This window comes from Nocardiopsis sp. NPDC049922, from assembly GCF_040660275.1.
Taxonomy (GTDB): domain Bacteria; phylum Actinomycetota; class Actinomycetes; order Streptosporangiales; family Streptosporangiaceae; genus Nocardiopsis.
In genome coordinates this window covers 446324-471509 of sequence record NZ_JBFAME010000001.1, presented here as the reverse complement: position 1 = coordinate 471509, position 25186 = coordinate 446324, and the positions used below count along the sequence as shown (strand labels likewise).

The 25186-nt window shown below is 71.9% G+C and carries 28 protein-coding genes and 1 tRNA gene; 14 read left to right on the top strand and 15 right to left on the bottom strand.

Features of this window, described 5'->3' with window-relative positions; translation table 11 throughout:
• Window positions 1–130 precede the first annotated feature (130 nt).
• The 4 genes from AB0I72_RS02265 (at window position 131) to AB0I72_RS02250 (ending at window position 2264) form a co-directional block, all read left to right on the top strand.
• On the top strand, window positions 131–370 hold the full coding sequence (locus AB0I72_RS02265) for a hypothetical protein (RefSeq protein ID WP_358561872.1): 240 nt from the start codon (window positions 131–133) through the stop codon (window positions 368–370).
• 281 nt (window positions 371–651) lie between these two features.
• Window positions 652–969: a hypothetical protein gene (locus tag AB0I72_RS02260; protein WP_358561869.1), complete on the top strand. Its 318-nt coding sequence runs from the start codon at window positions 652–654 to the stop codon at window positions 967–969.
• 352 nt (window positions 970–1321) lie between these two features.
• Window positions 1322–1573 (top strand): hypothetical protein, encoded by a 252-nt coding sequence (locus tag AB0I72_RS02255; protein WP_358561866.1) that lies wholly within the window; start codon window positions 1322–1324, stop codon window positions 1571–1573.
• 373 nt (window positions 1574–1946) lie between these two features.
• On the top strand, window positions 1947–2264 hold the full coding sequence (locus AB0I72_RS02250) for a hypothetical protein (RefSeq protein WP_358561863.1): 318 nt from the start codon (window positions 1947–1949) through the stop codon (window positions 2262–2264).
• An 88-nt stretch (window positions 2265–2352) separates the two neighbouring features.
• On the opposite strand, the gene fdhD is transcribed toward AB0I72_RS02250, so the two are convergent.
• Window positions 2353–3186: a formate dehydrogenase accessory sulfurtransferase FdhD gene (gene fdhD / locus AB0I72_RS02245; protein WP_358561861.1), complete on the bottom strand. Its 834-nt coding sequence runs from the start codon at window positions 3184–3186 to the stop codon at window positions 2353–2355.
• Between the two features lie 126 nt (window positions 3187–3312).
• Between fdhD and AB0I72_RS02240 the strand changes: the two genes are divergently transcribed.
• Window positions 3313–5778 (top strand): SpoIIE family protein phosphatase, encoded by a 2466-nt coding sequence (locus AB0I72_RS02240; RefSeq protein ID WP_358561859.1) that lies wholly within the window; start codon window positions 3313–3315, stop codon window positions 5776–5778.
• A gap of 527 nt (window positions 5779–6305) precedes the next feature.
• Window positions 6306–7457, top strand: coding sequence for a S1 family peptidase (locus AB0I72_RS02235; protein ID WP_358561856.1), 1152 nt, complete (start codon window positions 6306–6308; stop codon window positions 7455–7457).
• Between the two features lie 99 nt (window positions 7458–7556).
• Here AB0I72_RS02235 and AB0I72_RS02230 read toward each other — a convergent pair whose 3' ends face one another.
• The 9 genes from AB0I72_RS02230 to AB0I72_RS02190 all read right to left on the bottom strand — a co-directional run bounded on the left by AB0I72_RS02230 (window position 7557) and on the right by AB0I72_RS02190 (window position 16463).
• Window positions 7557–7979: a gamma-glutamylcyclotransferase family protein gene (locus AB0I72_RS02230; RefSeq protein WP_358561852.1), complete on the bottom strand. Its 423-nt coding sequence runs from the start codon at window positions 7977–7979 to the stop codon at window positions 7557–7559.
• 65 nt (window positions 7980–8044) lie between these two features.
• Window positions 8045–8860: an HAD family hydrolase gene (locus tag AB0I72_RS02225; RefSeq protein WP_358561849.1), complete on the bottom strand. Its 816-nt coding sequence runs from the start codon at window positions 8858–8860 to the stop codon at window positions 8045–8047.
• An 8-nt stretch (window positions 8861–8868) separates the two neighbouring features.
• A complete protein-coding gene (locus tag AB0I72_RS02220; protein WP_358561846.1) occupies window positions 8869–9810 on the bottom strand; it encodes an STM4011 family radical SAM protein in 942 nt (313 codons plus the stop codon).
• A complete protein-coding gene (locus AB0I72_RS02215) occupies window positions 9807–11153 on the bottom strand; it encodes an STM4012 family radical SAM protein (RefSeq protein WP_358561843.1) in 1347 nt (448 codons plus the stop codon). The genes AB0I72_RS02220 and AB0I72_RS02215 overlap by 4 nt, the downstream gene beginning before the upstream one ends.
• Window positions 11150–12022, bottom strand: coding sequence for an STM4013/SEN3800 family hydrolase (locus AB0I72_RS02210; protein WP_358561838.1), 873 nt, complete (start codon window positions 12020–12022; stop codon window positions 11150–11152). Before AB0I72_RS02210 ends, AB0I72_RS02215 begins: the two co-directional genes overlap by 4 nt.
• Window positions 12019–13149: an STM4014 family protein gene (locus AB0I72_RS02205; RefSeq protein ID WP_358561835.1), complete on the bottom strand. Its 1131-nt coding sequence runs from the start codon at window positions 13147–13149 to the stop codon at window positions 12019–12021. Before AB0I72_RS02205 ends, AB0I72_RS02210 begins: the two co-directional genes overlap by 4 nt.
• Entirely contained in the window at window positions 13146–14231 is a 1086-nt protein-coding gene (locus AB0I72_RS02200; protein ID WP_358561833.1) for an STM4015 family protein, read from the bottom strand. The genes AB0I72_RS02205 and AB0I72_RS02200 overlap by 4 nt, the downstream gene beginning before the upstream one ends.
• Window positions 14232–14260: 29 nt before the next feature.
• Complete coding sequence (locus AB0I72_RS02195) at window positions 14261–15340, bottom strand: STM4015 family protein (RefSeq protein WP_358561830.1); 1080 nt, start codon at window positions 15338–15340, stop codon at window positions 14261–14263.
• A gap of 34 nt (window positions 15341–15374) precedes the next feature.
• Entirely contained in the window at window positions 15375–16463 is a 1089-nt protein-coding gene (locus tag AB0I72_RS02190) for an STM4015 family protein (protein WP_358561827.1), read from the bottom strand.
• 276 nt (window positions 16464–16739) lie between these two features.
• Here AB0I72_RS02190 and AB0I72_RS02185 point away from each other — a divergent pair, with 276 nt between their 5' ends.
• Together AB0I72_RS02185 and AB0I72_RS02180 are read left to right on the top strand one after the other, a co-directional pair.
• Complete coding sequence (locus tag AB0I72_RS02185; protein WP_358561824.1) at window positions 16740–17531, top strand: class I SAM-dependent methyltransferase; 792 nt, start codon at window positions 16740–16742, stop codon at window positions 17529–17531.
• A gap of 148 nt (window positions 17532–17679) precedes the next feature.
• On the top strand, window positions 17680–18915 hold the full coding sequence (locus AB0I72_RS02180) for a phospholipase D-like domain-containing protein (protein WP_358561822.1): 1236 nt from the start codon (window positions 17680–17682) through the stop codon (window positions 18913–18915).
• A 12-nt stretch (window positions 18916–18927) separates the two neighbouring features.
• Here the strand turns inward: AB0I72_RS02180 and AB0I72_RS02175 are convergent, their stop codons facing one another.
• The 3 genes from AB0I72_RS02175 to AB0I72_RS02165 all read right to left on the bottom strand — a co-directional run bounded on the left by AB0I72_RS02175 (window position 18928) and on the right by AB0I72_RS02165 (window position 20448).
• Entirely contained in the window at window positions 18928–19125 is a 198-nt protein-coding gene (locus AB0I72_RS02175; RefSeq protein WP_358561819.1) for a calcium-binding protein, read from the bottom strand.
• Between the two features lie 274 nt (window positions 19126–19399).
• Window positions 19400–19585, bottom strand: coding sequence for a DUF397 domain-containing protein (locus tag AB0I72_RS02170; protein WP_358561816.1), 186 nt, complete (start codon window positions 19583–19585; stop codon window positions 19400–19402).
• Between the two features lie 11 nt (window positions 19586–19596).
• Window positions 19597–20448 (bottom strand): helix-turn-helix transcriptional regulator, encoded by an 852-nt coding sequence (locus tag AB0I72_RS02165; protein WP_358561813.1) that lies wholly within the window; start codon window positions 20446–20448, stop codon window positions 19597–19599.
• Window positions 20449–20694: 246 nt separating this feature from the next.
• Between AB0I72_RS02165 and AB0I72_RS02160 the strand changes: the two genes are divergently transcribed.
• The 5 genes from AB0I72_RS02160 to AB0I72_RS02140 all read left to right on the top strand — a co-directional run bounded on the left by AB0I72_RS02160 (window position 20695) and on the right by AB0I72_RS02140 (window position 22928).
• On the top strand, window positions 20695–20883 hold the full coding sequence (locus AB0I72_RS02160) for a hypothetical protein (RefSeq protein ID WP_358561810.1): 189 nt from the start codon (window positions 20695–20697) through the stop codon (window positions 20881–20883).
• Window positions 20880–21137, top strand: coding sequence for a hypothetical protein (locus AB0I72_RS02155; RefSeq protein ID WP_358561807.1), 258 nt, complete (start codon window positions 20880–20882; stop codon window positions 21135–21137). The genes AB0I72_RS02160 and AB0I72_RS02155 overlap by 4 nt, the downstream gene beginning before the upstream one ends.
• Before the next feature lie 4 nt (window positions 21138–21141).
• Window positions 21142–21387, top strand: coding sequence for a hypothetical protein (locus AB0I72_RS02150; protein ID WP_358561804.1), 246 nt, complete (start codon window positions 21142–21144; stop codon window positions 21385–21387).
• Between the two features lie 207 nt (window positions 21388–21594).
• Window positions 21595–21777, top strand: coding sequence for a hypothetical protein (locus AB0I72_RS02145; RefSeq protein WP_358561801.1), 183 nt, complete (start codon window positions 21595–21597; stop codon window positions 21775–21777).
• A complete protein-coding gene (locus tag AB0I72_RS02140) occupies window positions 21777–22928 on the top strand; it encodes an rRNA adenine N-6-methyltransferase family protein (protein WP_358561799.1) in 1152 nt (383 codons plus the stop codon). Before AB0I72_RS02145 ends, AB0I72_RS02140 begins: the two co-directional genes overlap by 1 nt.
• Before the next feature lie 170 nt (window positions 22929–23098).
• On the opposite strand, the gene AB0I72_RS02135 is transcribed toward AB0I72_RS02140, so the two are convergent.
• A tRNA-Arg gene (locus tag AB0I72_RS02135) sits at window positions 23099–23174 on the bottom strand.
• Window positions 23175–23595: 421 nt separating this feature from the next.
• Here AB0I72_RS02135 and AB0I72_RS02130 point away from each other — a divergent pair.
• Window positions 23596–24717: a D-alanyl-D-alanine carboxypeptidase family protein gene (locus AB0I72_RS02130; protein WP_358561796.1), complete on the top strand. Its 1122-nt coding sequence runs from the start codon at window positions 23596–23598 to the stop codon at window positions 24715–24717.
• A gap of 57 nt (window positions 24718–24774) precedes the next feature.
• On the opposite strand, the gene AB0I72_RS02125 is transcribed toward AB0I72_RS02130, so the two are convergent.
• On the bottom strand, window positions 24775–25179 hold the full coding sequence (locus tag AB0I72_RS02125; protein WP_358561793.1) for an MscL family protein: 405 nt from the start codon (window positions 25177–25179) through the stop codon (window positions 24775–24777).
• Window positions 25180–25186: the final 7 nt, after the last annotated feature.

Below are 25186 nucleotides of genomic sequence, written 5' to 3'. Positions count from 1 at the left end.
TAGTCGCGATCGCGACTTCATGCGGTACACCAACGCGCGGGGACAGGCGCGTGCGGGAGCGTCGGACGCTTCCGTGGACGACCGGCCAGGCGCCGTGGCCGGGGCCCGCGTTCCAACGAGGGAGCAGACCATGCCGAAGCGCACTGTTCGCCGTGTGGCGGCCGCGCTTCTCGCGGCGCCCATGCTCGCGCTGGCGGCCCCGGCGGTCGCGTCCGCCCACAGCTACTGGTACGGCTACAGCTCGTACTGCAGCTACGGCTCCTACGGGTACTACGGGTACTACGGGTACTACGGCAAGTGTTACTACTACCCGTACTACTCGTACGGCGGCTACTCCTACGGCGGCTACTCGTACGGCTACGTCTACTAGGCGGGCTCCGTTCGACGGCGTGAAGGAGGGACGACGCGGACCCGCTCCCGACCGGGGGCGGGTCCGCCCGTGTGTTCGCGGGCCGGGGAGACCGGGAGACCGATTGCGTCAGCCAGAAGACAGTTCGACGACGCGGACGCGGCGCCGGTGGTTGATTGGTCCATGGTCGCGATCGCGACCACGCGGTACACGAACTCGGGGGTGGGCGCGTGTGGGGCGGTGACCGTTCCCACGGACGACCATCGATCGTGCGCCTTCGCCCTCGACGCAAGGAGCGGATCATGCGCACGCGTACTGTTCGCCGTGCGGCGGCCGCGCTTCTGGCGGCGCCCATGCTCGCGCTGACGGCCCCGGCCGTCGCGTCCGCCGAGCAGTTCGGCGGAGTCGTCGCCGCCAGCCCCATGAGCCACGGTTTCGGCCACGGTGGGTTCCACGGCGGCTTCGGCCACGGCGGCTTCAAGCACGGCGGCTTCGGACACGGTGGGTTCCACCGCGGCTTCGGCCACGGGTTCCACGGCGGCGCGTTCTTCGCGCAGAGCGGCAGCTTCGCCGGGCTCGGCGGCGCGTCGTCGTTCAACGTCATCAGCTTCGCCCGTTAGCCGGGCACCGAAGGAGGGACGACGCGGACCCGCTCCCGCGCGGGGGCGGGTCCCTTCGTGTGTCCGCGCGCCCGTGGAGACGGCGCGGTCCGATTGGGTCACCGAGGAGACAATCGGACTGCGCGCACGCCGCGTGAGTGGTTGATTGGTTGATGGTTGCGATCGCGACTTCTTGCGGTACACCAACGCGCGGGGACAGGCGCGCACGGAAGTGCCAGACGCTTCCGTCGACCCACGGCCAGGCGCCTTGGCCGGGGCCCCGCGTTCCAACCAGAGCACAGGCAGGCCACCGCGTCGTGGCTACCGCGGCGGGGTGGTGGGGCGATTCGCCCCGGTTGCAAGGGAGCAGACCATGCCGAAGCGCACTGTTCGCCGTGTGGCGGCCGCGCTTCTCGCGGCGCCCATGCTGGCGCTGGCGGCCCCGGCCGTCGCGTCGGCCGACTTCTACGGCGGCTACGGCTGGGGGCCCGGCTGGAGCTACGGCTACCCCGGCTACTACGGCGGTTGGGGCGGCTGGTACGGCGGCTCGTTCTTCTCGCAGAGCGGCAGCTTCGCCGGGCCGGGCGGCGCGGCCTCGTTCAACGTCTTCAGCTTCGCCCGCTAGGCGCCACATGAAGGAGGGACGTCGCGGCGTCCCGCCGGACGCCGCGACACGGACCCGCTCCCGCACGGGGGCGGGTCCGTTCGTGTGCGCGGTCCGGGACGACGAGGCCGCCTGATTGAGTCACCGAGGAGACAGTTCACCGGCGTGGACGGCGGGCAAGTGGTTGAATAATGGACAGTTGCGATTGCGACTTCATGCGGTACATCCAGACGTGGGGACAGGCGCGTACGGAGCGCCGGACGCCTCCGTAGACCACCGGCCGTGCGCCTCGGCCGGGGCCCCGCGTTCCAACCAGAGCACAGGCAGGCCACCGCGTCGTGGCTACCGCGGCGGGGTGGTGGGGCGATTCGCCCCGGTTGCAAGGGAGCAGACCATGCCCAAGCGCACTGTTCGCCGCCTCGCCGCCGTGGTCCTCGCGGCGCCCATGCTGGCGCTGGCGGCCCCGGCCGTCGCCTCCGCTGACCACGTCGGCGGCCGAATCGGCAGTGGAGCCTTCTGGTCCTACAACGAGTCTCTTGCTGGCTTCGGCGGTGCGAGCAACCTGAGCATCGTGAGCCGTGCGGGTTTCGGCGGCCACGGCGGCCACTTCGGCGGAGGCCACTTCGGTGGCGGCGCGCTGTTCTCGCAGAGCGGCAACTTCGCCGGCCCCGGCGGCGCGGCTTCGTTCAACGTCTTCAGCTTCGCCCGCTAGACGTCACATGAGGGAGGGACGTCGCGGCGTCCCGCCGGACGCCGCGAAAAGGGCCCGCCCCCGCACGGGGGCGGGTCCGGCCACGTCGTCAGCGCCCCTCCAGCAGGATCCGCCGTCGCCCGGAGTAGACGTTCATGGAGGCGCCGCGGAGGAAGCCGACGAGGGTCATCCCCGCCTCCGCGGCCAGATCGACGGCCAGGGACGAGGGCGCCGAGACCGCGGCCAGGGCCGGTACGCCCGCCATCCACGCCTTCTGCACCAGCTCGAACGAGGCGCGCCCCGAGACCATGAGCACCGTCTCCCGCAGCGGCAGCCGGTCCGCGTGCAGCGCCCACCCCACCAGCTTGTCCACCGCGTTGTGGCGGCCCACGTCCTCGCGCACGGCGAGCAGTTCGCCGTCAGCGGTGAACAGCCCGGCGGCGTGCAGCCCGCCGGTGCGCTCGAACACCCGCTGGGCCGCGCGCAGCCGGTCGGGGAGCAGCGCCAGCGTGTCCGCGCCCACGCGCAGCCCGTCGTCGGCCACCGGCCACCGGGCCTTGGTGCGCACGGCGTCCAGGCTCGCCTTGCCGCACAGCCCGCAGGAGGACGTCGTGTAGAAGTTGCGCTCCAGGGAGGTGTCCGGGCGCGGGACCCCGGGCGCCAGGGACACGTCGAGCACGTTGTAGGTGTTCACCCCGTCCTCGGTGGCCCCCGCGCAGTACCGGATCGCGGCCACCTCCTTCCGGGCGGCCACCACGCCCTCACTGACCAGGAATCCGGCCGCGAGGTCGAAGTCGTGTCCGGGGGTGCGCATGGTGACGCTCAGCGGGGCGCCGTCCAGCCTGATCTCCAGGGGCTCCTCCGCGACGAGCGTGTCCACCCGTTCGCTGACGGCACCGTCCCTGATCCGCAGGACCCTCTCCCTGACCGTGACCCGTCCCATCAGCCTCACCGCCTCCGTCGACCGTACACACAGGTTTCCATGGGTCGGCGGGTCGTCGTGCCGCGGGTCTTGGACCCGGGGCGATGCGGGAATGATGGGGGCAACAGGGGTTGGTGGTGAGCGAGCATGTCGAGGCCAGGCGCCGGGACTCCGCCCGGACCGCCGGGACCGTCCGGGGCGTCGGACCACGTCGGCGCCGCGAGCGACACGGCGGCGGTGATCGACGAGTTCGGAACGGTGCTCGGCTGGACCCGCGGCGCGCGGGAACTCCTCGGATACCCGCCCGTCGAGGTGGTCGGCCGGTCCGCGGTGCGGCTGCTCGCCGCGCCGGAGGACCGGGACCCCGCCCGCATGGCGCGTATCGCCGACCGGTGCCGGTCGGGGAGCAGCTGGCAGGGCAGGGTCGGATTCCGGCACAGGGACGGCCGGACGATCGAGGTGGACCTGCGCGTCTCCGCCGCCTTCGACCTGGACGGACGGCGGTGCTTCCTGGCCTGCGGGAGGGAGTACACACCGGGGTGGACGGTCAGCGAGTCCGTGCTGGACGGCTTCCTCACCCGCTCGCCGATCGGCATGGCCGTGGTCGACCGGGAGCTGCGCTTCGTCTGGGTGAACAACACCCTGGAGCGGTTCGGCGGGGTGCCGAGTGACCAGCGCCTGGGCCGACGGCTGGGGGAGATCCTGCCCGGACTGCGCGCGGAGTCGCTGGAGGACGCCATGAGGAACGTCCTGGAGACCGGCGAACCCGTCATCGACCACGAGTACCAGGGCTGGAGCTGGGCGGACCCGTTTCGCCCACACGCCTACTCCGCCTCGCTCTTCCCCCTGATCGACGCGAAGGGCGCCATCACCGGTGTGTGCTACATGGTCATGGACGTCACCGAGCGGTGGAACGCCCAGCACCGTCTGAGCCTGCTCAACGAGGCGGGCACCCGGATCGGCAGCACCCTGGACGTGTCCCGGACGGCCCAGGAACTCGCGGACTTCGCGGTGCCGCGCTTCGCCGACTTCGTCATCGTCGACCTCCTGGAGTCGGTGCTCGGCACGGAGGAGCCGCCGCCCTGGCCTCCCGGCGCCAAGCCCGTGATGTGCCGGGCGGGCATGAGTTCGATCCGGGAGGGCTGCCCGGAGGCGGTCGCCAGGCGCGGGGACCGGGTGGACTTCGTGCCGCCGCCGCACGACGCCCGCTACCTGGTCGAGGGCGACGCCTTCCTGATCCCGGTCCTGGACCCCGACGACGACGTCTGGGCGGTGGAGCAGCCGGCCCGGGTGGCGTCCATGCGGAAGTTCGGCCTGCACTCCCTCATCTCCGTGCCCATGCGTGCGCGCGACACCGTGCTGGGTCTGGCCACCTTCGTCCGGTCGGAGAACCTGACCTCCTTCGAGCCCGACGACCTGATGCTGGCCAAGGAGCTGGTGAGCCGGGCCGCCGTGTGCGTGGACAACGCTCGCCGCTACTCGCGTGAGCACGCCATCGCGCTGGCGCTCCAGCACACGCTGCTCCCGCAGGTGCTGGCCAGGGGGACCGTTCTGGAGACGGCCTCCTCCTACCTGCCGTCGGACGTCAAGGACGGGGTCGGCGGCGACTGGTTCGACGCCATACCGCTGTCCGGCGCCCGGGTGGCCCTGGTCGTGGGCGACGTGGTCGGGCACGGTCTCACCGCCGCCGCGACGATGGGCCGCCTGCGCACGGCCGTGCACACGCTCGCGGACATGGACCTGCCCCCCGACGAGCTGCTGGCCCACCTCGACGACCTGGTGATCAGCCTGGTCGAGGAGGACCCGGAGGACGAGACGACGGCCAACGCCATGACGGGCGCCACCTGTCTGTACGCCGTCTTCGACCCCGTCACCCAGCGCTGCGTGATGGCGCGCGCCGGGCACCCGCCGCCGGTCGTGGTCCGGCCCGACGCCAGCGTGTACTTCCCCGACCTGCCCGCCGGGCCGCCCCTCGGGCTGGGCGGACTGCCCTTCGAGACGGCCGAGGTGGAGCTGCCGGAGGGCAGCCTGCTCGGCCTGTACACCGACGGTCTCATCCGGTGCGACGGTCAGGACCCCGAGTCCGGCATGTCCCGCCTCGGCCGCTCCCTGGCCCGGCCGGAGGTGCCGATCGACGAACTGTGCGCGAGCACGGTCCGGGGGCTCCTCCCGGGCGCCCACACCGACGACGCCGCGCTGCTGCTCGCCCGGACGCACGCCCTGGGGGCGGACCGGGTCGCCTCGTTGGAGGTGCCGTCCGACCCGGCCGCGGTGGCGGACGTCCGGGCGTGGGCGACCCGGCGCCTGCACGCGTGGGGACTGGACGAGCTCACGCTGACGACCGAGCTGGTCGTCAGCGAGTTGGTCACCAACGCCATCCGCTACGCGACGGAGCCGATCCGGCTGCGGTTGCTGCGCCAGGCGGGGTTGATCTGCGAGGTCTACGACGCCAGCAGCACCTCGCCCCGGATGCGGCACGCCCGTACCACGGACGAGGGCGGGCGCGGTCTCTTCCTGGTCGCCCAGCTCACCCACCGGTGGGGCACGCGGTACACCGGGGAGGGGAAGATCATCTGGGCCGAGCAGCACCTCCCGGCCACCGCCGACGCCTGAGACGTCGGCGTCCTCCGCGGCCGGTCGGAGGCGGACCCGATTCCGTGACCCTCCGTGTCCGCACCCGTGTTCGCGCAGCGCAACGGACCTCGGCCCGTGCCGCGCCCGTACGGAGTTCCGCCTGGTCCCGACTTCCCCAAGCAGTGGATTGAGGGGGTTCCTCTCTCACCGCATCGTCACGGAACGCGACGGTCGGTTGGCCGGATCAGGCCAGCCGTCCCCCCTCGCGCATCGCGTCGACGCGTGCTAACAAGGTCCACCGCCGCCGACCGCCCACGCGCGCGTTTCCCACGATTCGCTCGTTCATGCCTCCGACGCCCGTCGTTTTCGCCATCTCTGTAAGCAATCCTTCCGAATTCGCTGCGTATTCGGGCCATTGTCCTCTTCCTGTGCGTGCCCTACCTTTTCCCGTGTTCGCTACCGAGTGGACACTTTGGTACTCGCTGGGTGACAAGCCCGGCGAACCGTTCACCCCCCACGGGCGCACGGCGCCCTCCTGCCTAGCACCCCTCTGAAAGGGCAGACCCTTGAGAAGACATCCCGTTGCCCGCTCCATCGGGACCACCACCCTCTCCCTCACCCTCGTCCTCGCGGGGGCCGGCCTGGTCTCGGCCGAGACCCCGACCGCGGACATCTCCCCCGAGCAGATGGCGGCCATGCGCGCGGCCTTCGGGCTCAGCGCGTCGGGCGTCACCGACCTCATCGAGGCCCAGGAGGAGGCCGCCGAGACCGAGGCCGCACTCCGCGAGGACCTCGGCGAGGACTTCGGCGGCGCGCTCTTCGACGTCGACACCCTCGACCTCACCGTCCAGGTCACCGACCCCTCCGCGTCCGAAGCCGTGCGCGACGCCGGGGCCGTCCCCGAGCTCGTCGACAACGGCGAGGCCGCGCTGGAGGCCGTCGTCGAGGCCCTGGACGCGGCCGCCGACGAGGCTCCGGCCACCGTCCACGGCTGGTACGCCGACCCCGTCAGGGACGCGGTCGTCATCGAGTCCGCCCCGGGCCACGAGGCCGAGGCGGAGGCGCTCGCCGAACGGGTCGGGGCCGAGGCGGACACCGTCGTCGAGGAGAGCGCCGGGACGCCGCGGACCTACGCCGACATCGTCGGCGGCAACCCCTACTACTTCCAGGAGGGCGGGGGCTGGTACGTGTGCTCCGTCGGCTTCGGGGTCGTCGGCGGCTACGTGACCGCCGGCCACTGCGGCGCCGAGGGCAGTGACACCTGGCGGGACGTGCCCGGCACGGAGCGGATCGGCACGGTCGCCGGTTCGGTCTTCCCCACCAGCGACATGGCCTGGGTCCGGGTGACGGGCCCCGGCTTCGTCCCGACCGCCGAGGTCAACGACTACGACGGCGGCACCGTGACCGTCACCGGCTCCACCGAGGCCCCCGTGGGCGCGTCCGTGTGCCGTTCGGGCCAGACCACCGGCTGGCACTGCGGCGTCGTCGAGGCCAAGAACCAGACCGTCCGCTACTCCGGCAACGAGCGCGTCCAGGGGCTGACCCGCACGACCGCCTGCGCCGAGGGCGGCGACTCCGGCGGCTCCTGGCTGGCGGGCACCGAGGCCCAGGGCGTGACCTCCGGCGGCTCCGGCAACTGCACGTTCGGCGGCACGACCTACTTCCAGCCGCTCAACCCGATCCTGGAGCGGTGGGACCTGACCCTGCTCACGGGCTGACCTCCTGACCGGTCCCCGCTGCTCCGGGGACCGCGGTGCGGGCGCCGACCCCTCCTGGCTGGTCGGCGCCCGCTCGCTCGTGTCCCGCTCCGGCCCCGGTCAGCCGGTGAGTTCGGCGCGCAGGGCGGCGCATCCCTTGACGTAGGCGGTCAGGTGTTCGGCGGCGAAGGCGTCCGGGTCCCAGTCCTGCGGGGACACGGCGGTCGAGGCCGCGGCGACGTAGGCCCACCCCGTGCGGCCGTCGGCCAGCTCCAGGGGGCGCAGGTCGTACCAGTCGTCCTCGTAGACGTCGATGATCCGCCGCTCGGACTCCGACAACCCGGAGACCAGCCGCCCCGGGGCGGTTCCGGCGCCCGGGACCAGCACGGGGTAGGGACGTCCGGGCAGCGCGGCCACCCGCCAGCCGGGAGCGGCGGCGGGCTCGGTGTCCGGGACCCGGCCGAGGAGGGCGTCGAGGATCTCCGGGAACAGGAGCGTGCCGTAGGCGAACAGCGGCTGGCGCCGCTCGGAGAGTCGGTGCATACCAGCGGATCATAGGAGGGGCGGCCCGGTGCGCGAGCACCCGGTACCGCCCGACGCCGCTCGCCTCACCGGAGTCCGGCGAGGATCCCCTCCACGACCCGGGCCACCCCGTCCTCCTGGTGGGAGGGCGCCACACCCAGCCCCAGCGCGGGATCGAGCAGGTCGGGGTGCCCGTTGGCCATCGCGTACCCGTGGCCGGCCCACGTCAGCGCGGACAGGTCGTTGGGCATGTCGCCGAAGAACGCGACCTCCTCGGCGGGCACGTTCCAGGCCCCGCACAGCTCGGCGAGCGCGTTGCCCTTGGTCACGCCCGGGGCGCTCATCTCCAGCAACCGGCTGCCGCCGGAGTAGGTGACCTCGGCCAGCGCGCCGATCGCGGACTGGATCTCCAACCGCATGGAGTGCAGGGGCGTCTCGGCGGCCCGGGCGAGCAGCTTGGCGACCGGCGCCGCGCGTTCGACCACCTCCTCGGCGGAGCCGACGAGGGTGCTCCACGGTGCCTCGGCGTGGGCCGTCGACAGCCCGAAGGAGGGTTCGTAGACGAGGCCGTCGCCGGTCTCCACGGCGAACCCGACGTCGGGCACGGCCGCGAGCAGCTTGGCGACCACGGTGCCGGCGGCGTCCCGGTCCAGGGCGCGCACCCGGGTCTCGGACTGGCCGGGCAGGCGGGTGAAGGCGCCGTTGGCGCAGATCACGGCCGAACACGCGAGCCGGTCGGCGATCATCCAGGTGGCCGCGGGCGGACGGGCGGTCACGACGACCACCCTCAGACCGGCGGCGTCGGCGGCGGACAGGGCGTCGATGGTGCGGGGAGAGAGGGAGCCGTCGGAGCGGAGGAGGGTGCCGTCGAGATCGGTCGCGATGACCCGGGGAGAGACCATGGGCAGGATTATTCCCGCCTCCGGTGACCGTTTCGACCGGTTTCGGCGTCGACGGAGGTCAGCGGCAAAGGGGTGCGCACCGTCGCGGGGACGCGTTCGACCACCCCGCCCCGGAACACGTCGTACAGGTCGAGGGTCTCCAGGTGGACGTAGCCGATGTGGCAGTCGCAGCTGGTCCTCGGGCAGGGGCGGCGGCCGAGCCGGGCGGCGAACGAACCGTCGTAGAGGTTGCCCATCGGGGTCTCCACGAAGTGGCAGCGGCGCACGTTGCCGTCCCCGTCCACGGACAGCACGGAGTCGCCGGTCCGGCAGGGGAGTCCGAGGCTCGTGTGGGGCGTGCGGCTGTAGTGGAAGTGCGGATCGAGGTCCTGCCACTCGGCGGCCTCGGTGTCGGTGTAGGTCCGCCCCTCGGCCGCGTTCACCCACAGGTACACGCCCTCGGGCAGCTCGGCGCGCATCCGCCGCGCCGCCGCCAGGTGCTCGGGCTCGCCGACCACGCCGACGCTGAACCGCACACCGAGGTCGACGAGGCGGTGCGCCTTGGCGGCGAACCGCTCGTGGGTCACCTGGCCGGGGTGGTAGGTGGTCCACAGCGCCGCGGTGGTCAGGTCGCAGTCGGCCAGCCACTCGACGCGGCCGCTCAGGTTGGTCTGGATCGCCACCCGGTCCACGTGCGGCAGGTGGCTGAGCCGACGGATCGCCGTGCGGTACCAGGACCGCACCAGCCCCTCGCCCCACGGGGTGAACAGGACCGAGAGGCGCGTGTCCGGGTGCGCCGCCGGGTCGGCCACCCAGTCGGCGAACCGCTCCAGGGCCGCCCGGTCCGCGCGCAGCGTCCCGGGGGTGTCGCGCCGCTTGGCGAAGGGGCAGTAGGGGCAGTCGTAGTCGCAGCTGGCCAGCGGTCCCCGGTACAGCAGGGTCAGCCGCGGAGGCGGGACGCGCGTACTCATCGGGCCTCGTACTCGGCCATGAGGGCGGCCACGGCGGCGGAGAAGAACAGGGGGCCGATCGCGTCGGAGTGCGCGAGGCCCTCCTCGGTCAGACGCACGCGGTCCGCCCCGGGGGCTGAGGCCAGCCAGCCCCGGGCGGTCAGCGCGGCGAACTCGGCGGGGAAGTCCGCCCCGGGGTGGGAGCCGAAGCGCGCGGCGTAGGCGGCGGCGTCCATCCCCTCCGCCCGCAGCAGCGACTGGAGCAGGTGGCGGCGGCGCCGTTCCCCGCCGTCCAGGTGGAAGCCGACCTCGGCGCGGCCGAACCCGGCGGCGTCGCGCTCCACGTAGTCGGCGATGATCGACCGGACCTGCCCGATCCCCACCGCGTAGTCGAACGAGTAGTGGGTCGCCGAGGTGTAGGACCGGGCGCCGCAGCCCAGCCCCACCATGCCGTCGGTCTGGCAGCAGTGGTCCGGCCCCGTCGCCTCCGGCACGTCCGCGCGGCGGAACATCCGCATGGACACCTGCTCGTAGCCCCGTTCGCGCAGGTGGTCGCGGCCCTGCCGGTACAGCGCGAGGCGGTGGTCGTCCCACGCGCGGGCGCGGCGGCCCAGGCCGGTGAGCGGGCGCACGTACAACGGGTAGAGGTAGACCTCCTCCGGCTCCCACTCCAGCGCGGTGTCCAGCGAGTACGTCCACGTCCGGGCGGTCTGCCGGTCGATGCCGTAGATCAGGTCCACGTTGAGGTCGGCCGTGGTGGCCGCCCGGATCGCCGCCAGGGCCCGGTCCACCTCGGCGCGCCTCTGCGGGCGTCCGGCCGCGTGCGCCTCGGCGTCGACGAAGCTCTGGACGCCCATGCTGATCCGGGTCGCGCCGCGCTCGGCGAGGACGGCGAGCCGGTCGGGGGTGGCGGTGGCGGGCGAGGTCTCCACCGAGACCGGGAGGGCCGACAGGTCCACGCCGAACGCGCGCTCGGTGAGGTCGTAGACCCGGGTGAGCTCCTCGGCGGTCAGGTAGGTGGGCGTGCCCCCGCCCAGCGCGGCCCTGGCGAAGGCCGCCCCCTCCGGCAGCGCGGCGGCGACGGCGTCGGCCTGCCGCTCCATGGCGTCCAGATAGGCGGTGACCTGCTTGGCCGGGGGCGTGGACCGGGTGAACAGGTTGCAGAACCCGCAGCGCATCTCGCAGAAGGGGATGTGCGCGTAGAGGGACAGGGCGCTCACGTCCTCGCCGCGCCACAGGTCGGCCAGGAGGGGCGGCTCCGCGAAGGGCCGGTAGGCGCTCTTGTGCGGGTAGGCGTACACGTACGACTGGTAGGGGGAGTCCGCGCGCACCGGTTCGGGGCGCGGTGTGAGGGCGGTGGTCACGGGCGCGCCTCCTCGGCGTCGAGAGTGGTCCCCCGGGGCAGGACGGCGTGGGCGTAGGGGACGGTCCACACGGTCTCGTGGCCGATCCGGTGACCGGTGTGGCCGTCCTCGCCGTAGGCCGTGCCGTGGTCGGAGCACACGATCGCGAAGCACGGGCGGCGCGCGGTCATCGCGGCCACCAGCGGCGGCAGGTGCCGGTCGACGTACTCCAGCGCGGCGGCGTGGCTCTGGCGCGTGTCGCCGTCCGCACGGGTGGCCCCGGGCAGGTGGAACCAGTTGGGCTGGTGCAGCGCGGCCACGTTGAGCAGGAGGAAGAGCGGCTGGTCGGCGGGGCGGGCGGCGGCGATCTCGGCCGCCCGGGTCACCTGGTTCTCGAAGGAGCGGGGGTCGGTGACGCCGAACGACTCCTCCCAGTGGCTCTCGGCGAACAGGTCGGGCAGCACCGAACCCAGCGCCGACCGGCGGTTGAAGAACCCCGTGCCCCCGACGCAGGCCGTGTGGTAGCCGACCTCGGCCAGGCCGCTGGCCAGGTCGGCGGTCTCGAAGGTCCAGGTGTGCGGCGCGGTGGTGGCGCTGCCCGGGAAGGCGGCGGCGAACAGGCGCGGGTGGGGCCCGGGTTCCGCCGGGGTGGGCAGGAACCCGGCGAGCATCGCCAGGTGGGAGGCGTAGGTGAAGCTCGCGGGGGCGTGGCGGCGCTCCCACCGGCCGCCCGGCAGCAGACGGGACAGGTGGGGGGTGCGGCCCGCCTCGGCCAGCTCGGCGGCCACGTCGTGGCGCAGGGTGTCGAGGGTGAGCAGGAGGATGTCGTGTGTGCCCACGACGGCGTTCATGTCGGGGGTGTCGGGCGGTGTGGTGCTGGTGGTGCTCATGCGGCTTTCGGGGATGTCTGGTGGGCGGGGACGGCGAACCGGCCGGTGGCCAGGGCGTGCAGCTGTTCGCCGTAGGTGTCGCGGCCCTCGTGCAGGACGCCGGGGATGAGGTCGCCGAAGGCGTTGACCTCGCACACCGTGAACGTGTGCCATCCGGGGGAGGCGATCAGGTCCACCCCGGCATGCAGGGTACGCGGGAAGCGCGCGGCGGCCGCCTCGGCGGTGGCCATGGCCGCGCTCCACGCGCCCGGCCCGACCTCCTCCCGCAGCGCGTCCAGGTCCCCCCGGGCGTTGCCGAGGTGGAGGTTGGTCATGGGCGAGGCGGAGGAGCGCACGACGGTGTGGGTGGCCCGCCCCGCGACCACCACCACGCGCAGGTCGATGGTCCGCCCCGCGAAACCCGCCTTGGGCACCCAGCGTTCGACGTGCAGACCGTCGGGGGCCAGGGCGTCCACGACCGCCGCGACGTCCTCCTCGGTGGTGTAGGTGCGCAGCCTGAGGCTGTTGAACAGGCGGACCGATCCGTCCTCGCCCCGCTCCAGGTGCGCCGAGGTCACCGCGCGGATCCGCCCGCCGGGCGCGGTGGCCAGCGCGATGACACCCGAGGCCGACGAGCCGTGTCGGGGCTTGACGAACACGCGGCGCCACCCCGCCTCGGCCATCGCCGCGCGCAGCGACGCGTGGTCGGTGACCTCGCCGGGGAGCGCCGGGGCCACCGGCACGCGGCCCTCGGCGAGGCGGGCGTGGCAGCGCCGTTTGTCGCACATGACGACCAGGTCCTCGGGCTCCTGCACCAGGTGGGCGCCCGGGGTGTCGGCCACGGCCTCCGACAGTCGGGCGAGCGCGGCGCGGAACCCGGCGTGGTGGTCGCCGGTGCCCTCCGCCCGGTAGGGGTCGGGGTCGTGCGTCCAGCCGCGCAGGAGGCGTTCGGTCTCGCCGTCGCCGCCGGGGGAGTCCACCCGGACCAGGGCGTCCGCGGGCAGGGAGACCGGCCCCGAGGCGAGGTCGCGCCAGGGGACGACCACGGGTTCGGGCAGGTCGGCGGAGCGGGCGGCGGCCCGGAACAGGTCGAGGCGGCGGTTGCCGGGCACGCCCACCACGACCAGGGGCCGGTCCTGGAGGCTCACTCGGCGACCGCCGTGAAGTAGTAGGTCGTGCCCTGGTACTCCGCCGCTTCCTGAGGGGACGACAGGTCCACCTCGACGTCCGCCTCGGTGAACGCGGCGCGCAGGCGTTCGACGCTCTCCTCGGACAGGTAGTGGTGGTGCAGGTCGAGCCGCTTCAGGTCGCGGAAGACGGGTGCGGTCAGAAGGGGTTCGACGTCCTCGTCCCGCAGGGTGCCCAGGGAGAGGTCGAGGGTCTCCAGACGCGCGGTGACGGGCGCGTCGGCCAGGGCTCGCACCCACGTACCGGTCGCATCGGAGTTGCGCAGACCCAGTGAACGGAGCTTCGGGAACGCCTCGCCGGACAGGACCGGCGCCAGGTCGTCCACCGCCGCGGTCGTGCCGACCGCGTACGCATCGTCTCCGAGCCACAGCTCCAGGTGCTCCAGTTCGGGCAGCGAGGAGGCGCACACGTCCCGGACGACCTCGGATCGGAGCCCGCCGCTCTGCACGGTGAGCCGACGCAGGGACGGGTGTCCGTCGACACGCAGGCTCAGCGGGCCGCTGCCTCCGCGCACGGTGAACTCGGTCAGCTTCGGGAAGGCCGCCAGGAGCGGCGCCAGGTCGCAGTGCCCGATCCAGGAGATCTCCTCGTCTTCCTGGAGGATCTCACCGAAGAACAGGGCGCGCAGACCGGTCAACCGCGGCGCGAGGGAGATGATCCGGTCGCGGGCCTCCGTCGACTCCGAGCGGAAGCGGGGGACGGAATCGAGGCCGTGGCCGACGATGAGCGCGCGGACGGACTCCGGCGGCACCAGGTCGGCGAACCGGGCCAGGTAGGCGTCCGGCTCCTCCCAGGGCTCCTCCTGACCGGAGAAGTCGCTCCGGTAGGGCGGAGGCTCGGTCCGCAACCGCCAGGCCACGGAGTCCGGCGCGGCGATCGCCTCGAAGAGCGGCTGGTAGGACGGTAGTGGGGCGGAGTGCGGCTCGTTCCCGTTCCGAGCCCAGCGCATGGCCGTCGTGAACTCCCCACGGATGGCCTCCCAACCGGTGAACTCGACGACGGGCAGACCCGCGAACTCGGTGATGTGGTGTCTGTTGGGCATGGCTGGGGCTTTCTGGAACTCTGGGGCGGTCACTCGGCGACGGCGGGGTAGTACTGGAACTCGTCGCCCCAGTCGTCCGGCTCCTGGGGGTCGGACAGGTCCACCTCCACACCCGCCTCGGTGAACGCGGCGCGCACGCGTCCGACGTTGTCCTCGGACAGGTAGTGGTGGTGCAGGTCGAGCCGCTTCAGGTTCCGGAAGGCGGGGGCGTCCAGGAGAGCGTCGACGTCCTCGTCCCGCAGGGTGCCCAGGGAGAGGTCGAGGGTCTCCAGACGTGCGGTGACGGGGGCGTCGGCCAGGGCTCGCACCCACGTACCCGTCGCGTCGGAGTTGCGCAGACCCAGTGAGCGGAGCTTGGGGAACGCCTCGCCGGTCAGCACCGGCGCCAGGTCGTCCGGCGTGCTCACGCCCTCGTACTCCTCGGCTCCGAGCCACAGCTCCAGGTGCTCCAGCTCGGGCATCGGGGAGGCGCACACGTCCCGGACGACCTCGGGTCGGAGCCCGCCGCTCTGCACGGTGAACCGACGCAGGGACGAGTGCCCGTCGTCGAGGCGCAGCCCGAGCGGGCCGCTGCCCCCGCGCACGGTGAACTCGGTCAGCTGGGGAAGGGCCGTGAGCAGCGGGGCGAGGTCGCAGTGCTCGATCCAGGAGATCTCCTGCTCGCTCTGGAGAACCTCCCCGAAGAACAGGGCCCTGAGGTTGGTCAGCGTCGGTGCGAGGGCGACGATCCGATCACGGGCCTCCTCCGACCGGAACTGGTAGTCGTCGTCGTCGGAGATGTTGCCGACGATGAGCGCGCGGACGGACTCCGGCGGCACCAGGTCGGTGAACCGCTCCAGGTAGGCGTCCAGGTCCTCCCAGGACTCCTCATGACGGTAGTGGCTGCTCCGGTAGGGCGGAAGCTCGGTGCGCAACCGCCAGGCAACGGACTTCGGCGCGGCGATCGCCTCGAAGAGCGGCCGGTAGGACGGCGGCAGGGTGGCGTGCGGCCTGTTCCGGTTCCGAGCCCAGCGCATGGCCGTCGTGAACTCCCCACGGATGGCCTCCCAACTGGTGAACTCGACGACGGGCAGACCCGCGAACTCGGTGATGTGGTCGCTGTTGGGCACGGGGTGACTCCAGGGGTGGGAACGGTGGACGGGGCTACTCGGTGACGGCGGGGTAGAGGGACGCGTCCAGGTCGTCGGGGTCGTAGTCCGCGTACGGCTCCCGGCGGTCGCCCAGATCGATCTCCACACCCCCCTCGGTGAAGTGTGTCCGCAGGCGCTCTGCGGTGTCCTCGGAAAGGTAGTGGTGGTGCAGGTCGAGCCGCCTGAGCTCGCGGAAGACCGGGGAGTCCAGCAGGACCGACGCGCCCCGGTCGGTGAGGGTGCCCATGGACAGGTCCAGGTGCTCCAGGCGCTCGGTGAGGGGGGAGTCGGCGAGGACGCGGACCCAGACGTCGGTGTCCTCGGCGTTGCGCAGGCCGAGCGAACGCAGCTCCGGGAAGGCGGTCCCGGACAGCACGGGCGCGAGGCTGTCCGGGACACAGGTCCCCCCGTACGACCAGACGCCCAGCCACAGCTCCAGGTGTTCCAGCGAGGGCAGGCCCGACGCGGCGATCTGCCGCCCGACCGCGTCGGGGAGACCGCCGGACTGCACGGTGAGGCGGCGCAGGGCACGGTGCTCGGGGACGTGCAGTTCCAGCAGACCGTCCTCGGGGTCGTCCTCGTCGGGCGGGTAGGAGATGCCCGCGCCGCGCACGGTGAACTCGGTCAGCCGGGGGAAGGCCGCCAGCAGCGGGGCCATGTCGGTCTGCTTGATCCAGGAGATCTCGTACTCCTCGCCGATGATCTCGCCGAAGAAGAGGGAGCGCAGGGCGGGGAATCGGTCGGCGTGCTCGATGAGCAGGTCACGCACGGGCTCGGCTGGCGGCTCCGCACAGAAGTCCCCCCAACCTCCGATCACCAGGGCCGCGATCCCGGAGGTGTCGACCGCGTCCAGGAACCGGGAGAAGTAGGGCGCGAAGTCCTCCACCTCGTCGAACCCGGTCCGCAGCCGCCAGGCCACCGACTCCGGAGCGGCCACGGCCGCCTTCACCGCGGGCCTCAGGGGCGGCGGCGTCGGCGCCGTCCGACCCGCCTCCCGTGCCTCGTTCTCGGCACGGGTCCAGCTGCCGGGGTCGAGGTCCTTGGACGGGAACTCGACGACGGGGAGACCGGCGAATTCGGTGATGTGACGGTCGATGGGCACGGGATGGCTCCAGGGGAGGGGACGGTGGGCGGGGGCTACTCGGTGACGGCGGGGTGGAAGTAGTCGTCGCGGGGATCCCCCTCCGGGTAGTCGGCCACGGGCAGGCCCGCGAACTCGGGGGTGTAGTCGTGAAAGACCATGGACGTCCGTCCTACGTGGGGCCGGTGTCGGACATACCTACCAGGCCGTGCCGACACGCCGTCCGCCGCCCCGAGTATCGGCGCTGGTCGGCGCTGCGTCCGGACAGGACGCCTCCCTCGGTGTGACAGTGTGTACATGGCTAGGCACAGTGAACTCCGCGACTTCTGGGAGCGCCGGCTCGAAGGCGACTGGACCGAGAGCGGCGTCGGGTACCGGGCGCTCGGGCGCCCCTTCAACCGGTGGATGTACCGCGTGCGGGAGGAGGTCTTCCTCCGCGAGGTCGGCCGCCTGGCCCCTCGGGGCCGCAGCGTCCTCGACGCGGGCAGCGGCACCGGTTTCTACGTGCGGCTGTGGGAACGGCTCGGTGCGGGCGACATCACCGGCTGCGACATGACCGACGCCGCCGTGGCGCGGCTGCGCGGACGCTTCCCGGACCACCGGTTCGTCCGCCAGGACGTCTCCGCGCTGGACGCGTTCGACACCGACTCCTTCGACGCCGTCTCGTGCATGGACGTCCTCTTCCACATCACCGACGACGACCGCTACGCGAGCGCCCTGGCGGAGTTCGCCCGGGTCGTGCGTCCCGGCGGGTACCTGGTGATCTCCGAGAACTGCCTGCAACGCCCCGAACAGCGCGGGGAGCACCAGGTCAACCGGACGCTGGAGTGGATCGCCGGAACCGCCGACAAGGCCGGGTTCGACGTGATCCGCCGCGTGCCCCTGCTCGTGCTCATGAACGCCCAGGTGGACGCCTCCCTGCCGTGGCGCAAGCTGTGGGGCGGGACCCTGCGCGCCGCGACGGTCACCGCGCCGACCGGCTGGGCGGCCGGTGCGGCCCTCTACCCGCTGGAGCGCCGTCTGGTGCGACGGCGGCGTGAGAGCCCGACCACCGAACTCCTGGTGTGCCGCCTGCGTGAGCGGCGCTGACGCGAGGACACGGGCCGGAGTGCGAACCGTCGTGACGTGCGCGGGATACGGTTGACGTCCACCTCGTGCAGGAGACGGTCAGGCCGAGGAGGCCGAGCCCGGTGCCGACCGGGCCCGGTTCGGCGCGTGATCCGTTCTGGAGGCGACAGTGCGACGCTCGACCCTCGTGTCCGCGGCCAAGTGGGGGCTCGCGGGGCTTCTGGCGACCCAGGCGGCGGTGGCCGCGACGATCATCGGGGTCGACCAGTGGCGCAGGCGGGTACGCCCGCACCGGGCGCGCTTCCCGCGGACCGCGCCCGTGGAGCTGCCGCTCGGGGACACCTCGGCCACGGTCTACACCTACGGCGAGGACGTCTACGAGGACATGCTCGCCGCCATCCGCGGGGCACGGCGGCGGGTGCTGTTCGAGTCGTTCATCTTCAAGGACGACCGGACGGGCCGGGAGTTCAAGCGCGCCCTGATCGAGGCCGCCGACCGGGGCGTCGAGGTGTTCGTCATCTACGACGGGTTCGCCAACCTCGTCGTGCCGCGCTCCTTCTTCGACTTCCCGCCGGGCGTGCGCGTGCTGCGCTACCCGGCGTTCCGCCCCGGCGTCCTGCTGCTCAACGTGCGCAAGTCCGGCCGCGACCACCGCAAGATCCTCACGGTGGACGGGGAGATCGGCTTCGTCGGCGGGTACAACGTGGGCTCGCTGTACGCGACGGAGTGGCGGGACACGCACCTGCGGGTGTCCGGACCGGCGACGTGGGAGCTGGAGAACGCCTTCGTCGACTTCTGGAACATGAACCGGGGCGAGCGCCACCCGAGGCTGGACCACATCGGCGACACCGGATGGGACGCGCGGCTGAGGGTGCACCGGAACGTGCCCGAGCAGCTCATCTACCCGATCCGGGCGATGCTCCTGGAGGCGATCGACCGGTCCAAGGACCGGGTGCTGTTCACCCAGGCCTACTTCATCCCCGACCGGGAGCTCCTGCGGGCCCTGGTGGACGCGGCGGCGCGCGGCGTGGACGTCAACGTGCTCGTCCCGGAGGCCTCCAACCACGTGATGGCGGACTGGATGGCCAGGGGGCAGTACACGGCGCTGCTCCGCGGCGGGGTGCGGCTGTGGCTCTACCAGGGCGCCATGGTGCACGCCAAGACGGCGACCGTGGACGGCAGGTGGAGCACGATCGGCACGGCCAACGTGGACCGCCTGAGCCTGACCGGGAACTACGAGATCAACGTCGAGATCTTCGACGAGGGCGTGGCCAAGCACCTGGAGGAGGTCTTCGCCAACGACCTCACCAACGCGCGCGAGCTGACGATGGAGGAGTGGCGGTGCCGCCCGTTCGCCGCCAAGTTCGGGGAACTGATCCTGGCTCCGTGGCGGCCCTTCCTCTGAGCCCGGCGGGCGTCAGGCGGTCGGCCGGGAGGCGATGGGGCGGGGCAGACGGAAGGGGTCGCGTTCGGCCCGGCGGGGGCGGGGGCCGCCCCAGTGCTGTGGGCCGGGGTGCGGGTCGCGGTGCAGGACGGAGGCGATCGCGGACTCCGAGCCGCCGCGCTGGTGGGTCCTGGGCCGTCCGTCGTCGTGCGACTGGTCCGCGTTCGGCATGGTGGGTGTGGCCCCCGGGAGGTTCGTCGGCCGGTCGGCGGACCGGCGTGGTGGTCGTTCCTGGGGCCATGATCGGACAGGAGTCACGTCGTGTCATGGCGACACGGTGGGGCCGGTGAAGATCGGTGCGCGTCGACCGCGCGGCGCTGCCCGAAGGTCGACGAGGTCTGGTCCGCCCGTCCCTCGGACGTTAGACTCGGCGGTGGGATTGCATCAGGTAATGCAACGACGAGGCCCCCGGCGGCGCTGGGGGCCTCAGTCGTGTCGAGGGTGGCTACGCGGACCGGAGTCCGCCCAGGAGCGCGACCCACTCGGCAGCGGGCACCTCCAGGTGTCCCAGCTCCCGGTGCCGGGTGTCGCGCACAGCCGCGCCGCCAGGAAAGTCAGCGACCTCGACGCAGTTCTCTGTGCGTCCTTGCGAGTAAGACGACTTGCGGAAGGTCAGGTCGTGGGATTGCATGAGTGCCTTCTCTAACTGGGATTGATCAGGGCCTCCAGGGCCGCCCGGGAGTCCTCGATGGACAGCGCCGAAGCCTGCACGTGTCGGTACACCGTTTCGGCGTGAGTGATTTCGACGGGGTCCTCGTAGAACAACTGGGCCATGATGTCTTCTCGGTATACCACCGGCGGGTCATCCTGGAAGTCCAAGATTGAGAAGGATCCTGTCGTGGCTGCGTGCAGGCCTGCGGAGTCGGGCAGCACCTGCACGCGCAGGTCCCGGCGCTGGACGTCGATCAGGTACCGGACCTGTTCTTCGCGGACGTCCGCGGGGATCTTTCTCAGAGCGGCCTCGTCGATGATCGCCCACACCTGTGGGCCGGTCGCTCCGGGGGTGATGATCTGCTTCCGGGCCATGCGGGCCTCGACGTACCGCTCGACTTCGGATTCATCGGTGACACCGTGGCTACGGGTGATCGCCCGCGCGTACCCCTCGGTCTGGAGTAGGCCTGGGATCACCAGTGCCTCATAGGTGCGGATGGACGCGGCTTCCAGCTCCAGGCCGACGTAGGCCCCCTGGCCGAGCACGTCAGAGTATCCCACCCACCATCCCGACTGTCGGGCCTGCTTGGTGAGCGTGATGTAGGCCTGACGCTCCTCGGGGTCGGTCACCTCGTAGATGTCGAGCAGCGCCTCCACGTCCGCGACGGCGGGACGGACCCATTCGTTGTTCTCGATCCGAGTGAGCTTGCCGCGCGACCACTTGCCCTTGCCTCGCTGCTTGGCCTCGGTTGTCACGTAGGAAGACGTATACCCCTTCCCCTCGCGCAGCTCCCGAAGCCGTCGCGACAGGCGCCGCCGACGCAGGGTCGGGCTCTTGGCCATGTGTGTCTCGCTCCTCGCGCTCGATCGCTGGCGTAGCGATCCTATGCCGCGTTCGCGTTGATCAGACATTTGGTACACCGCCCATAGAGATCCGGGCGTACCACCCGGTGGTGTCTCTCACCAAGATAGATTCTCGCACCGAATATCAACATGGGCATTGAGAAATTGCTTGCGATGCGTCACCATGGGGCTACCTGATCAGTCCCGCCGGACCTCCCATCCGGCATCCGACAGGAGGTGTGCGCCATGCCGCTCTACCTGCGAAGCAACGAACACCAGCGCGGACGCCCCCGTCGCGCCGCCCGTCCCCGGGCCTACGTCTGGTCCCCCGTCCGGGCCGCTCGTGTCCGCTTCTACGTCGCCCACCCGGCCGGTGACCTCGCGCCGCTCGCCCTGGCCGTGCGCGGCCTGCTCACCCTGCGAGGTGCCGCATGATCGACACCCGCACCGGCGACCTCCTCGCCGCCATTCGCGACGCGCTCACCCTCCCGGACGCCACGACCGATGTCGGCCGTGCTTGCCGGGAGAACCTGGAGCGCACCCGCGCCGCCGCCGTTCGCCAGGCCGCCGACTACGCCGTCAGCACCGGCGACCTGCCCGGAGCCGTCGACCTGATCGACGCCGCGATCGCGGCCTCGCCGGTCACCCACCCGACCGCCGTGCCGCCAGTGCCTCGCCAGGGGTGGTGACCCGATGAAGCGCCGTACCGTGTGCGACCTCCACGAACTCGCCGACCTGCCCGCCCTCAAGGCGTGGGCGGCCGAGCGCGGAGCGGACGTCCACTGCCTGGGCCCCGACCTGGAATGCCACGCCGTCTACGCCGCGATCCTCGGCCCCGTGATCCGCGTGGCCCGGACCGCCCACCCGGACCCGCACCTGCACACGCTCGTGTGGAAGTCCCCGCTGGAGCACCTGCCCGACACCGCCTCGGCGTTCTGAGCCGGTGCGGCCCCTGCCCCCGGCTGGGGCCGCACCTCCCCCCAAGGAGGAGCGGTGGACGGAGCCACCCGGTGCACCGGCACCGCCAGCGGACAACACGACTACATCCCAGACCCGCCCACCCGGCACGACCGCATCCGGACAGCCAGGTGTCGCCACTGCGGCGACGTCTTGACCGTCACCCGATAACCCACGAAGGAGCAGTACATGACAGCGACACTCGCCCCCGACCCCGTGTCCCGCCCGAGCACGCCGACCGCCGCACAGGACTGCGGCATGTGCAACGGGCAGGGAGGCAGCTGGGTGACCAACGACGGCGGGAACCCCGGCAAGATCTTCCGCGAGTGGGTCCCGTGCGTCGGATGCAAGGGAACGGGAAAGGTCGGCTGATGGGAAAGAGCATCGGCATGGACTACGCCCCTCTCGCCGCCGCCCTGGCCGGACGCCTCCGCGACCGCGGCACCCCCGAGCACATCGCGACGCTGTTCGCCCGGGTGCCCCGGCACCGGTTCCTGCCCGACGTGGTGTGGACCGAGGACCGCGCCCGCATCGACCGGACCGAGGACCCGCGGACCTGGCTGCGCACCGCCTACACCGACCAGGCCCTGACCACGCAACGCGACGACGGCCGCGACGGCGGGATGGGTCTGCCCACCTCCTCGTCGTCGGCCCCCAGCGTCATGGCGCGCATGCTCACCGCCGCACGGATCGAGCCGGACCAGCGGGTGCTGGAGATCGGCACCGGGACCGGGTTCAACGCCGCCCTGCTGTCGGAGCTGCTGGGTGCGCGGAACGTGGCCACGGTCGAGATCGACGAGACGCTCGCCGAGACCGCCCGCACGTCGCTGTACGCCGCCGGATACACCCCGGACGTCATCGTCGGCGACGGGGAACGAGTGGAGGCGAATGCCCCGGCGTATCACCGGATCATCGCCACGTGCACCGTCGCACGAGTGCCGTGGTCGTGGCTGGACCAGGTGCGCGGTCGGGGCCGGATCGTCACCCCCTGGTCACCGTCACCGGGAGCTCCGGGCGGTGTGCTCGCCCAGCTCGACACCCACGGCAGAGGTCTCGCCGAGGGCCGGTTCGAGGGGTCGCTGGCGTTCATGTGGGCGCGCGGTCAGCGTCGGACGGGACAACGCGCGCCCGATGCGCACGCGGGCCCCGACCACGTCGAGACCGTCGATGGCGACCCGCGCACGGACTTCCTCGACGGTGAACGGGCCCTGATCCTGTCGCTGCTCGTGCCGGGCTGGTTCCACGGCATGCGCGTGGAGCCGGGTGCCCAGGAGCCGCACGTGTGGGCGGCGTCCGCCCGGTGCTCCTCGTGGGCACGGTGGCACTCGGACGGCCGCGTCGAGCAGGCGGGGGCGCGCAGGCTCGCGGACGAGTTCGCGGCGGGCATGTCGTGGTGGGGCGCACGCGGTGGTCCGGGCGTCGATCGGTTCGGGTTGACCGTCGATCGGGAGAACGCGCGCCAGACCGTGTGGCTCGACGATCCCCAGCACGCCCTGTGGTCCACGCACCGGCAGATCACCTAGGATCCCCGCGTGCCCGTTTCGGGAGATGGCGGGCGCGCGGGATCTACGAGGAGGGGTTCCGCGCTACCGGATGAGCCCTGGAGACACGGAGAGCGCCATAGATTGCAATTAGGACTGCAACTAAGGCGCTCCCGCCGATGGTGACCCCGAGGCGTTGCCCCAGGTCACGCTGGCGGCCCCAGCAGGATTCGAACCTGCGACACCCGCTTTAGGAGAGCGGTGCTCTATCCCCTGAGCTATGGAGCCATGGGTGCGGTGGGGAGGTATCGGTTCCCTCGCCGCTGGGCCAAGCCTAACCCAGGATGGGAGTGCGTGGGGTGTCGGTCGGCCTTCTGGCGGCCTGACTCGGGGACTCTGGACGCTGGGCGCAGTACGCTGCTCTACGATTGGTTGTCCTGGTGGCGGTGTGATGTTGTTCACGCTGTCTGTCGCGATCTGACCGCGTATGCCCCTCTTCCGTCGTGACGGGGGTGGCGGGATGTCGCCACACGCCGCGATGACCAGGGATGACGCCGAACGTTGGAGCGGGTGGCCAGGGGGGACCGGGGAAACCGGTCCGGACGGCCGCGGCCCGGCCGTTCGGCCTCGTGTGTCCGCATGTGGACATGTAGTACGTTGCGATGCGGCCACGTTAGGTGTTCGACGACATGCAGGCGGAGGATCATTCGTGCCGTTCACTGCTGATTCGGCGCGGCGGGGGTTCCGCGTACCGGAGAACGGGGGACCGGCCGCCCTCGCGGAGTCCCTCCGTGGTCGGCGCCACGCGCTCCTGAGGACGCTGACGCTGGCGGTGGCCTCGGCGGTCCTGACCGTGTCCGGAGCCGTCGGCGCGATCGCCCCGGCGTCCGCGCAGGAAAACGACCTGGCGCAGCTGCGAGAGCAGAACGAGGCGGCGACGGAGGCCCTGGAGGCGGCCACCGACGAGTACGTCGAACGCCAGGAGGCGGTGGAGGACGCCCAGGGGGAACTGGTCGACGTCCTCCACGAGCTGCAGCAGACCGAGGTCGAGCTCCGGCAGATGCGCGAACCGCTCGCGCAGCTGGCCAGCACGCTCTACCAGCAGCCCGGCGGAGGCATCCTCGCGATGCTCGCCACGGGTTCGCTGGAGGAGGACCTCCAGACGCAGTCCTACGCGGCCAAGATCGCCGAGGACAACCAGGCGCTCATCCAGGACGCGACCGACCTGCGCGAGGAGCAGGTCCAGCTGGCCAGCCAGGCGCAGGAGTTGCAGACCACCACGCAGCTGGAGCAGGTGGAGCTCGCCGCCGAGGTCGACGAGCTGCGGGAGCAGGCCGAGGAGAGCACCAACCAGCTCATGGAGGAGCTGGAGCGCCTGGGCCTGGATCCCGGTACGTACATGAACCAGGCCGAGTGCGACCCGAGTCGCGCGTCGGACGCCGACGGCTACCCCAACGGGCAGCTGCCGCAGTCCGCCCTGTGCGCGCTCTACGACGACAAGTTCCTGCGCGCCGACGCCGCCGCCGACTTCTTCGAGCTCAACATGCGGTACGTGGAGGAGTACGGCGAGAACATGTGTCTCACCAGCGCCTACCGCGACCTGCCGAACCAGTACCGCGTGTACCGCGAGGTGCCGCCGGGCTTCGCCGCCGTGCCGGGAACCAGTAACCACGGTCTGGGGCAGGCCCTCGACCTCGGCTGCGGCATCCAGAACTACCGATCCGAACGCTGGAACTGGATGGACGCCAACGGACCCGACTTCGGTTGGGTGCATCCCGCGTGGGCCAAGTCGAGCCCCTTCGAGCCCTGGCACTGGGAGTACACCCGCTGACCGCCCGCCGCCGCCCACCGGCCGGGCGGCGGCGCACGGCCGCCCCCAGGGGCGGGGTCAGACCGTCTCCGGGGTGAGCTCGCTGGTGCACTGGCCGCAGCGGCTGGCCTTCTTGGGGACGTCGGTGAGGCAGCGGGGGCACGCCCGGGTGGTGGCCTCCTCGGCCTTGTCGAACCTCTCCAGGAGCTTGCCGACCGGCATGACCACGAAGAAGTACAGGATCGCGGCCGTGATCAGGAACGAGATCAGCGCGTCCACGAACGCGCCGTACATGAACCGGCTGCCGTTGATCTCGAAGTAGAGCTCGTTGAAGGTGGGGATCCCGCCGAAGATTCCGATCAGCGGGGTGATGAACCCTTCGGTGAACGCGGTGACGAGGTTGGCGAAGACCGCGCCGATCACGACCGCGACCGCCAGCTGCACCAGGTTCCCCTGAAGCAGGAACTTCTTGAAGCCGTCCATGGAACTG

Excerpts from the sequence above, each read along its gene's own strand:
- AB0I72_RS02265 (WP_358561872.1), top strand. The coding sequence starts at position 131 with ATGCCGAAGCGCACTGTTCGCCGTGTGGCGGCCGCGCTTCTCGCGGCG.
- AB0I72_RS02260 (WP_358561869.1), top strand. The coding sequence starts at position 652 with ATGCGCACGCGTACTGTTCGCCGTGCGGCGGCCGCGCTTCTGGCGGCG.
- AB0I72_RS02255 (WP_358561866.1), top strand. The coding sequence starts at position 1,322 with ATGCCGAAGCGCACTGTTCGCCGTGTGGCGGCCGCGCTTCTCGCGGCG.
- AB0I72_RS02250 (WP_358561863.1), top strand. The coding sequence starts at position 1,947 with ATGCCCAAGCGCACTGTTCGCCGCCTCGCCGCCGTGGTCCTCGCGGCG.
- fdhD (WP_358561861.1), bottom strand. The coding sequence starts at position 3,186 with ATGGGACGGGTCACGGTCAGGGAGAGGGTCCTGCGGATCAGGGACGGT.
- AB0I72_RS02240 (WP_358561859.1), top strand. The coding sequence starts at position 3,313 with ATGTCGAGGCCAGGCGCCGGGACTCCGCCCGGACCGCCGGGACCGTCC.
- AB0I72_RS02230 (WP_358561852.1), bottom strand. The coding sequence starts at position 7,979 with ATGCACCGACTCTCCGAGCGGCGCCAGCCGCTGTTCGCCTACGGCACG.
- AB0I72_RS02225 (WP_358561849.1), bottom strand. The coding sequence starts at position 8,860 with ATGGTCTCTCCCCGGGTCATCGCGACCGATCTCGACGGCACCCTCCTC.
- AB0I72_RS02220 (WP_358561846.1), bottom strand. The coding sequence starts at position 9,810 with ATGAGTACGCGCGTCCCGCCTCCGCGGCTGACCCTGCTGTACCGGGGA.
- AB0I72_RS02210 (WP_358561838.1), bottom strand. The coding sequence starts at position 12,022 with ATGAGCACCACCAGCACCACACCGCCCGACACCCCCGACATGAACGCC.
- AB0I72_RS02200 (WP_358561833.1), bottom strand. The coding sequence starts at position 14,231 with ATGCCCAACAGACACCACATCACCGAGTTCGCGGGTCTGCCCGTCGTC.
- AB0I72_RS02185 (WP_358561824.1), top strand. The coding sequence starts at position 16,740 with ATGGCTAGGCACAGTGAACTCCGCGACTTCTGGGAGCGCCGGCTCGAA.
- AB0I72_RS02175 (WP_358561819.1), bottom strand. The coding sequence starts at position 19,125 with ATGCCGAACGCGGACCAGTCGCACGACGACGGACGGCCCAGGACCCAC.
- AB0I72_RS02170 (WP_358561816.1), bottom strand. The coding sequence starts at position 19,585 with ATGCAATCCCACGACCTGACCTTCCGCAAGTCGTCTTACTCGCAAGGA.
- AB0I72_RS02165 (WP_358561813.1), bottom strand. The coding sequence starts at position 20,448 with ATGGCCAAGAGCCCGACCCTGCGTCGGCGGCGCCTGTCGCGACGGCTT.
- AB0I72_RS02160 (WP_358561810.1), top strand. The coding sequence starts at position 20,695 with ATGCCGCTCTACCTGCGAAGCAACGAACACCAGCGCGGACGCCCCCGT.
- AB0I72_RS02155 (WP_358561807.1), top strand. The coding sequence starts at position 20,880 with ATGATCGACACCCGCACCGGCGACCTCCTCGCCGCCATTCGCGACGCG.
- AB0I72_RS02150 (WP_358561804.1), top strand. The coding sequence starts at position 21,142 with ATGAAGCGCCGTACCGTGTGCGACCTCCACGAACTCGCCGACCTGCCC.
- AB0I72_RS02145 (WP_358561801.1), top strand. The coding sequence starts at position 21,595 with ATGACAGCGACACTCGCCCCCGACCCCGTGTCCCGCCCGAGCACGCCG.
- AB0I72_RS02140 (WP_358561799.1), top strand. The coding sequence starts at position 21,777 with ATGGGAAAGAGCATCGGCATGGACTACGCCCCTCTCGCCGCCGCCCTG.
- AB0I72_RS02125 (WP_358561793.1), bottom strand. The coding sequence starts at position 25,179 with ATGGACGGCTTCAAGAAGTTCCTGCTTCAGGGGAACCTGGTGCAGCTG.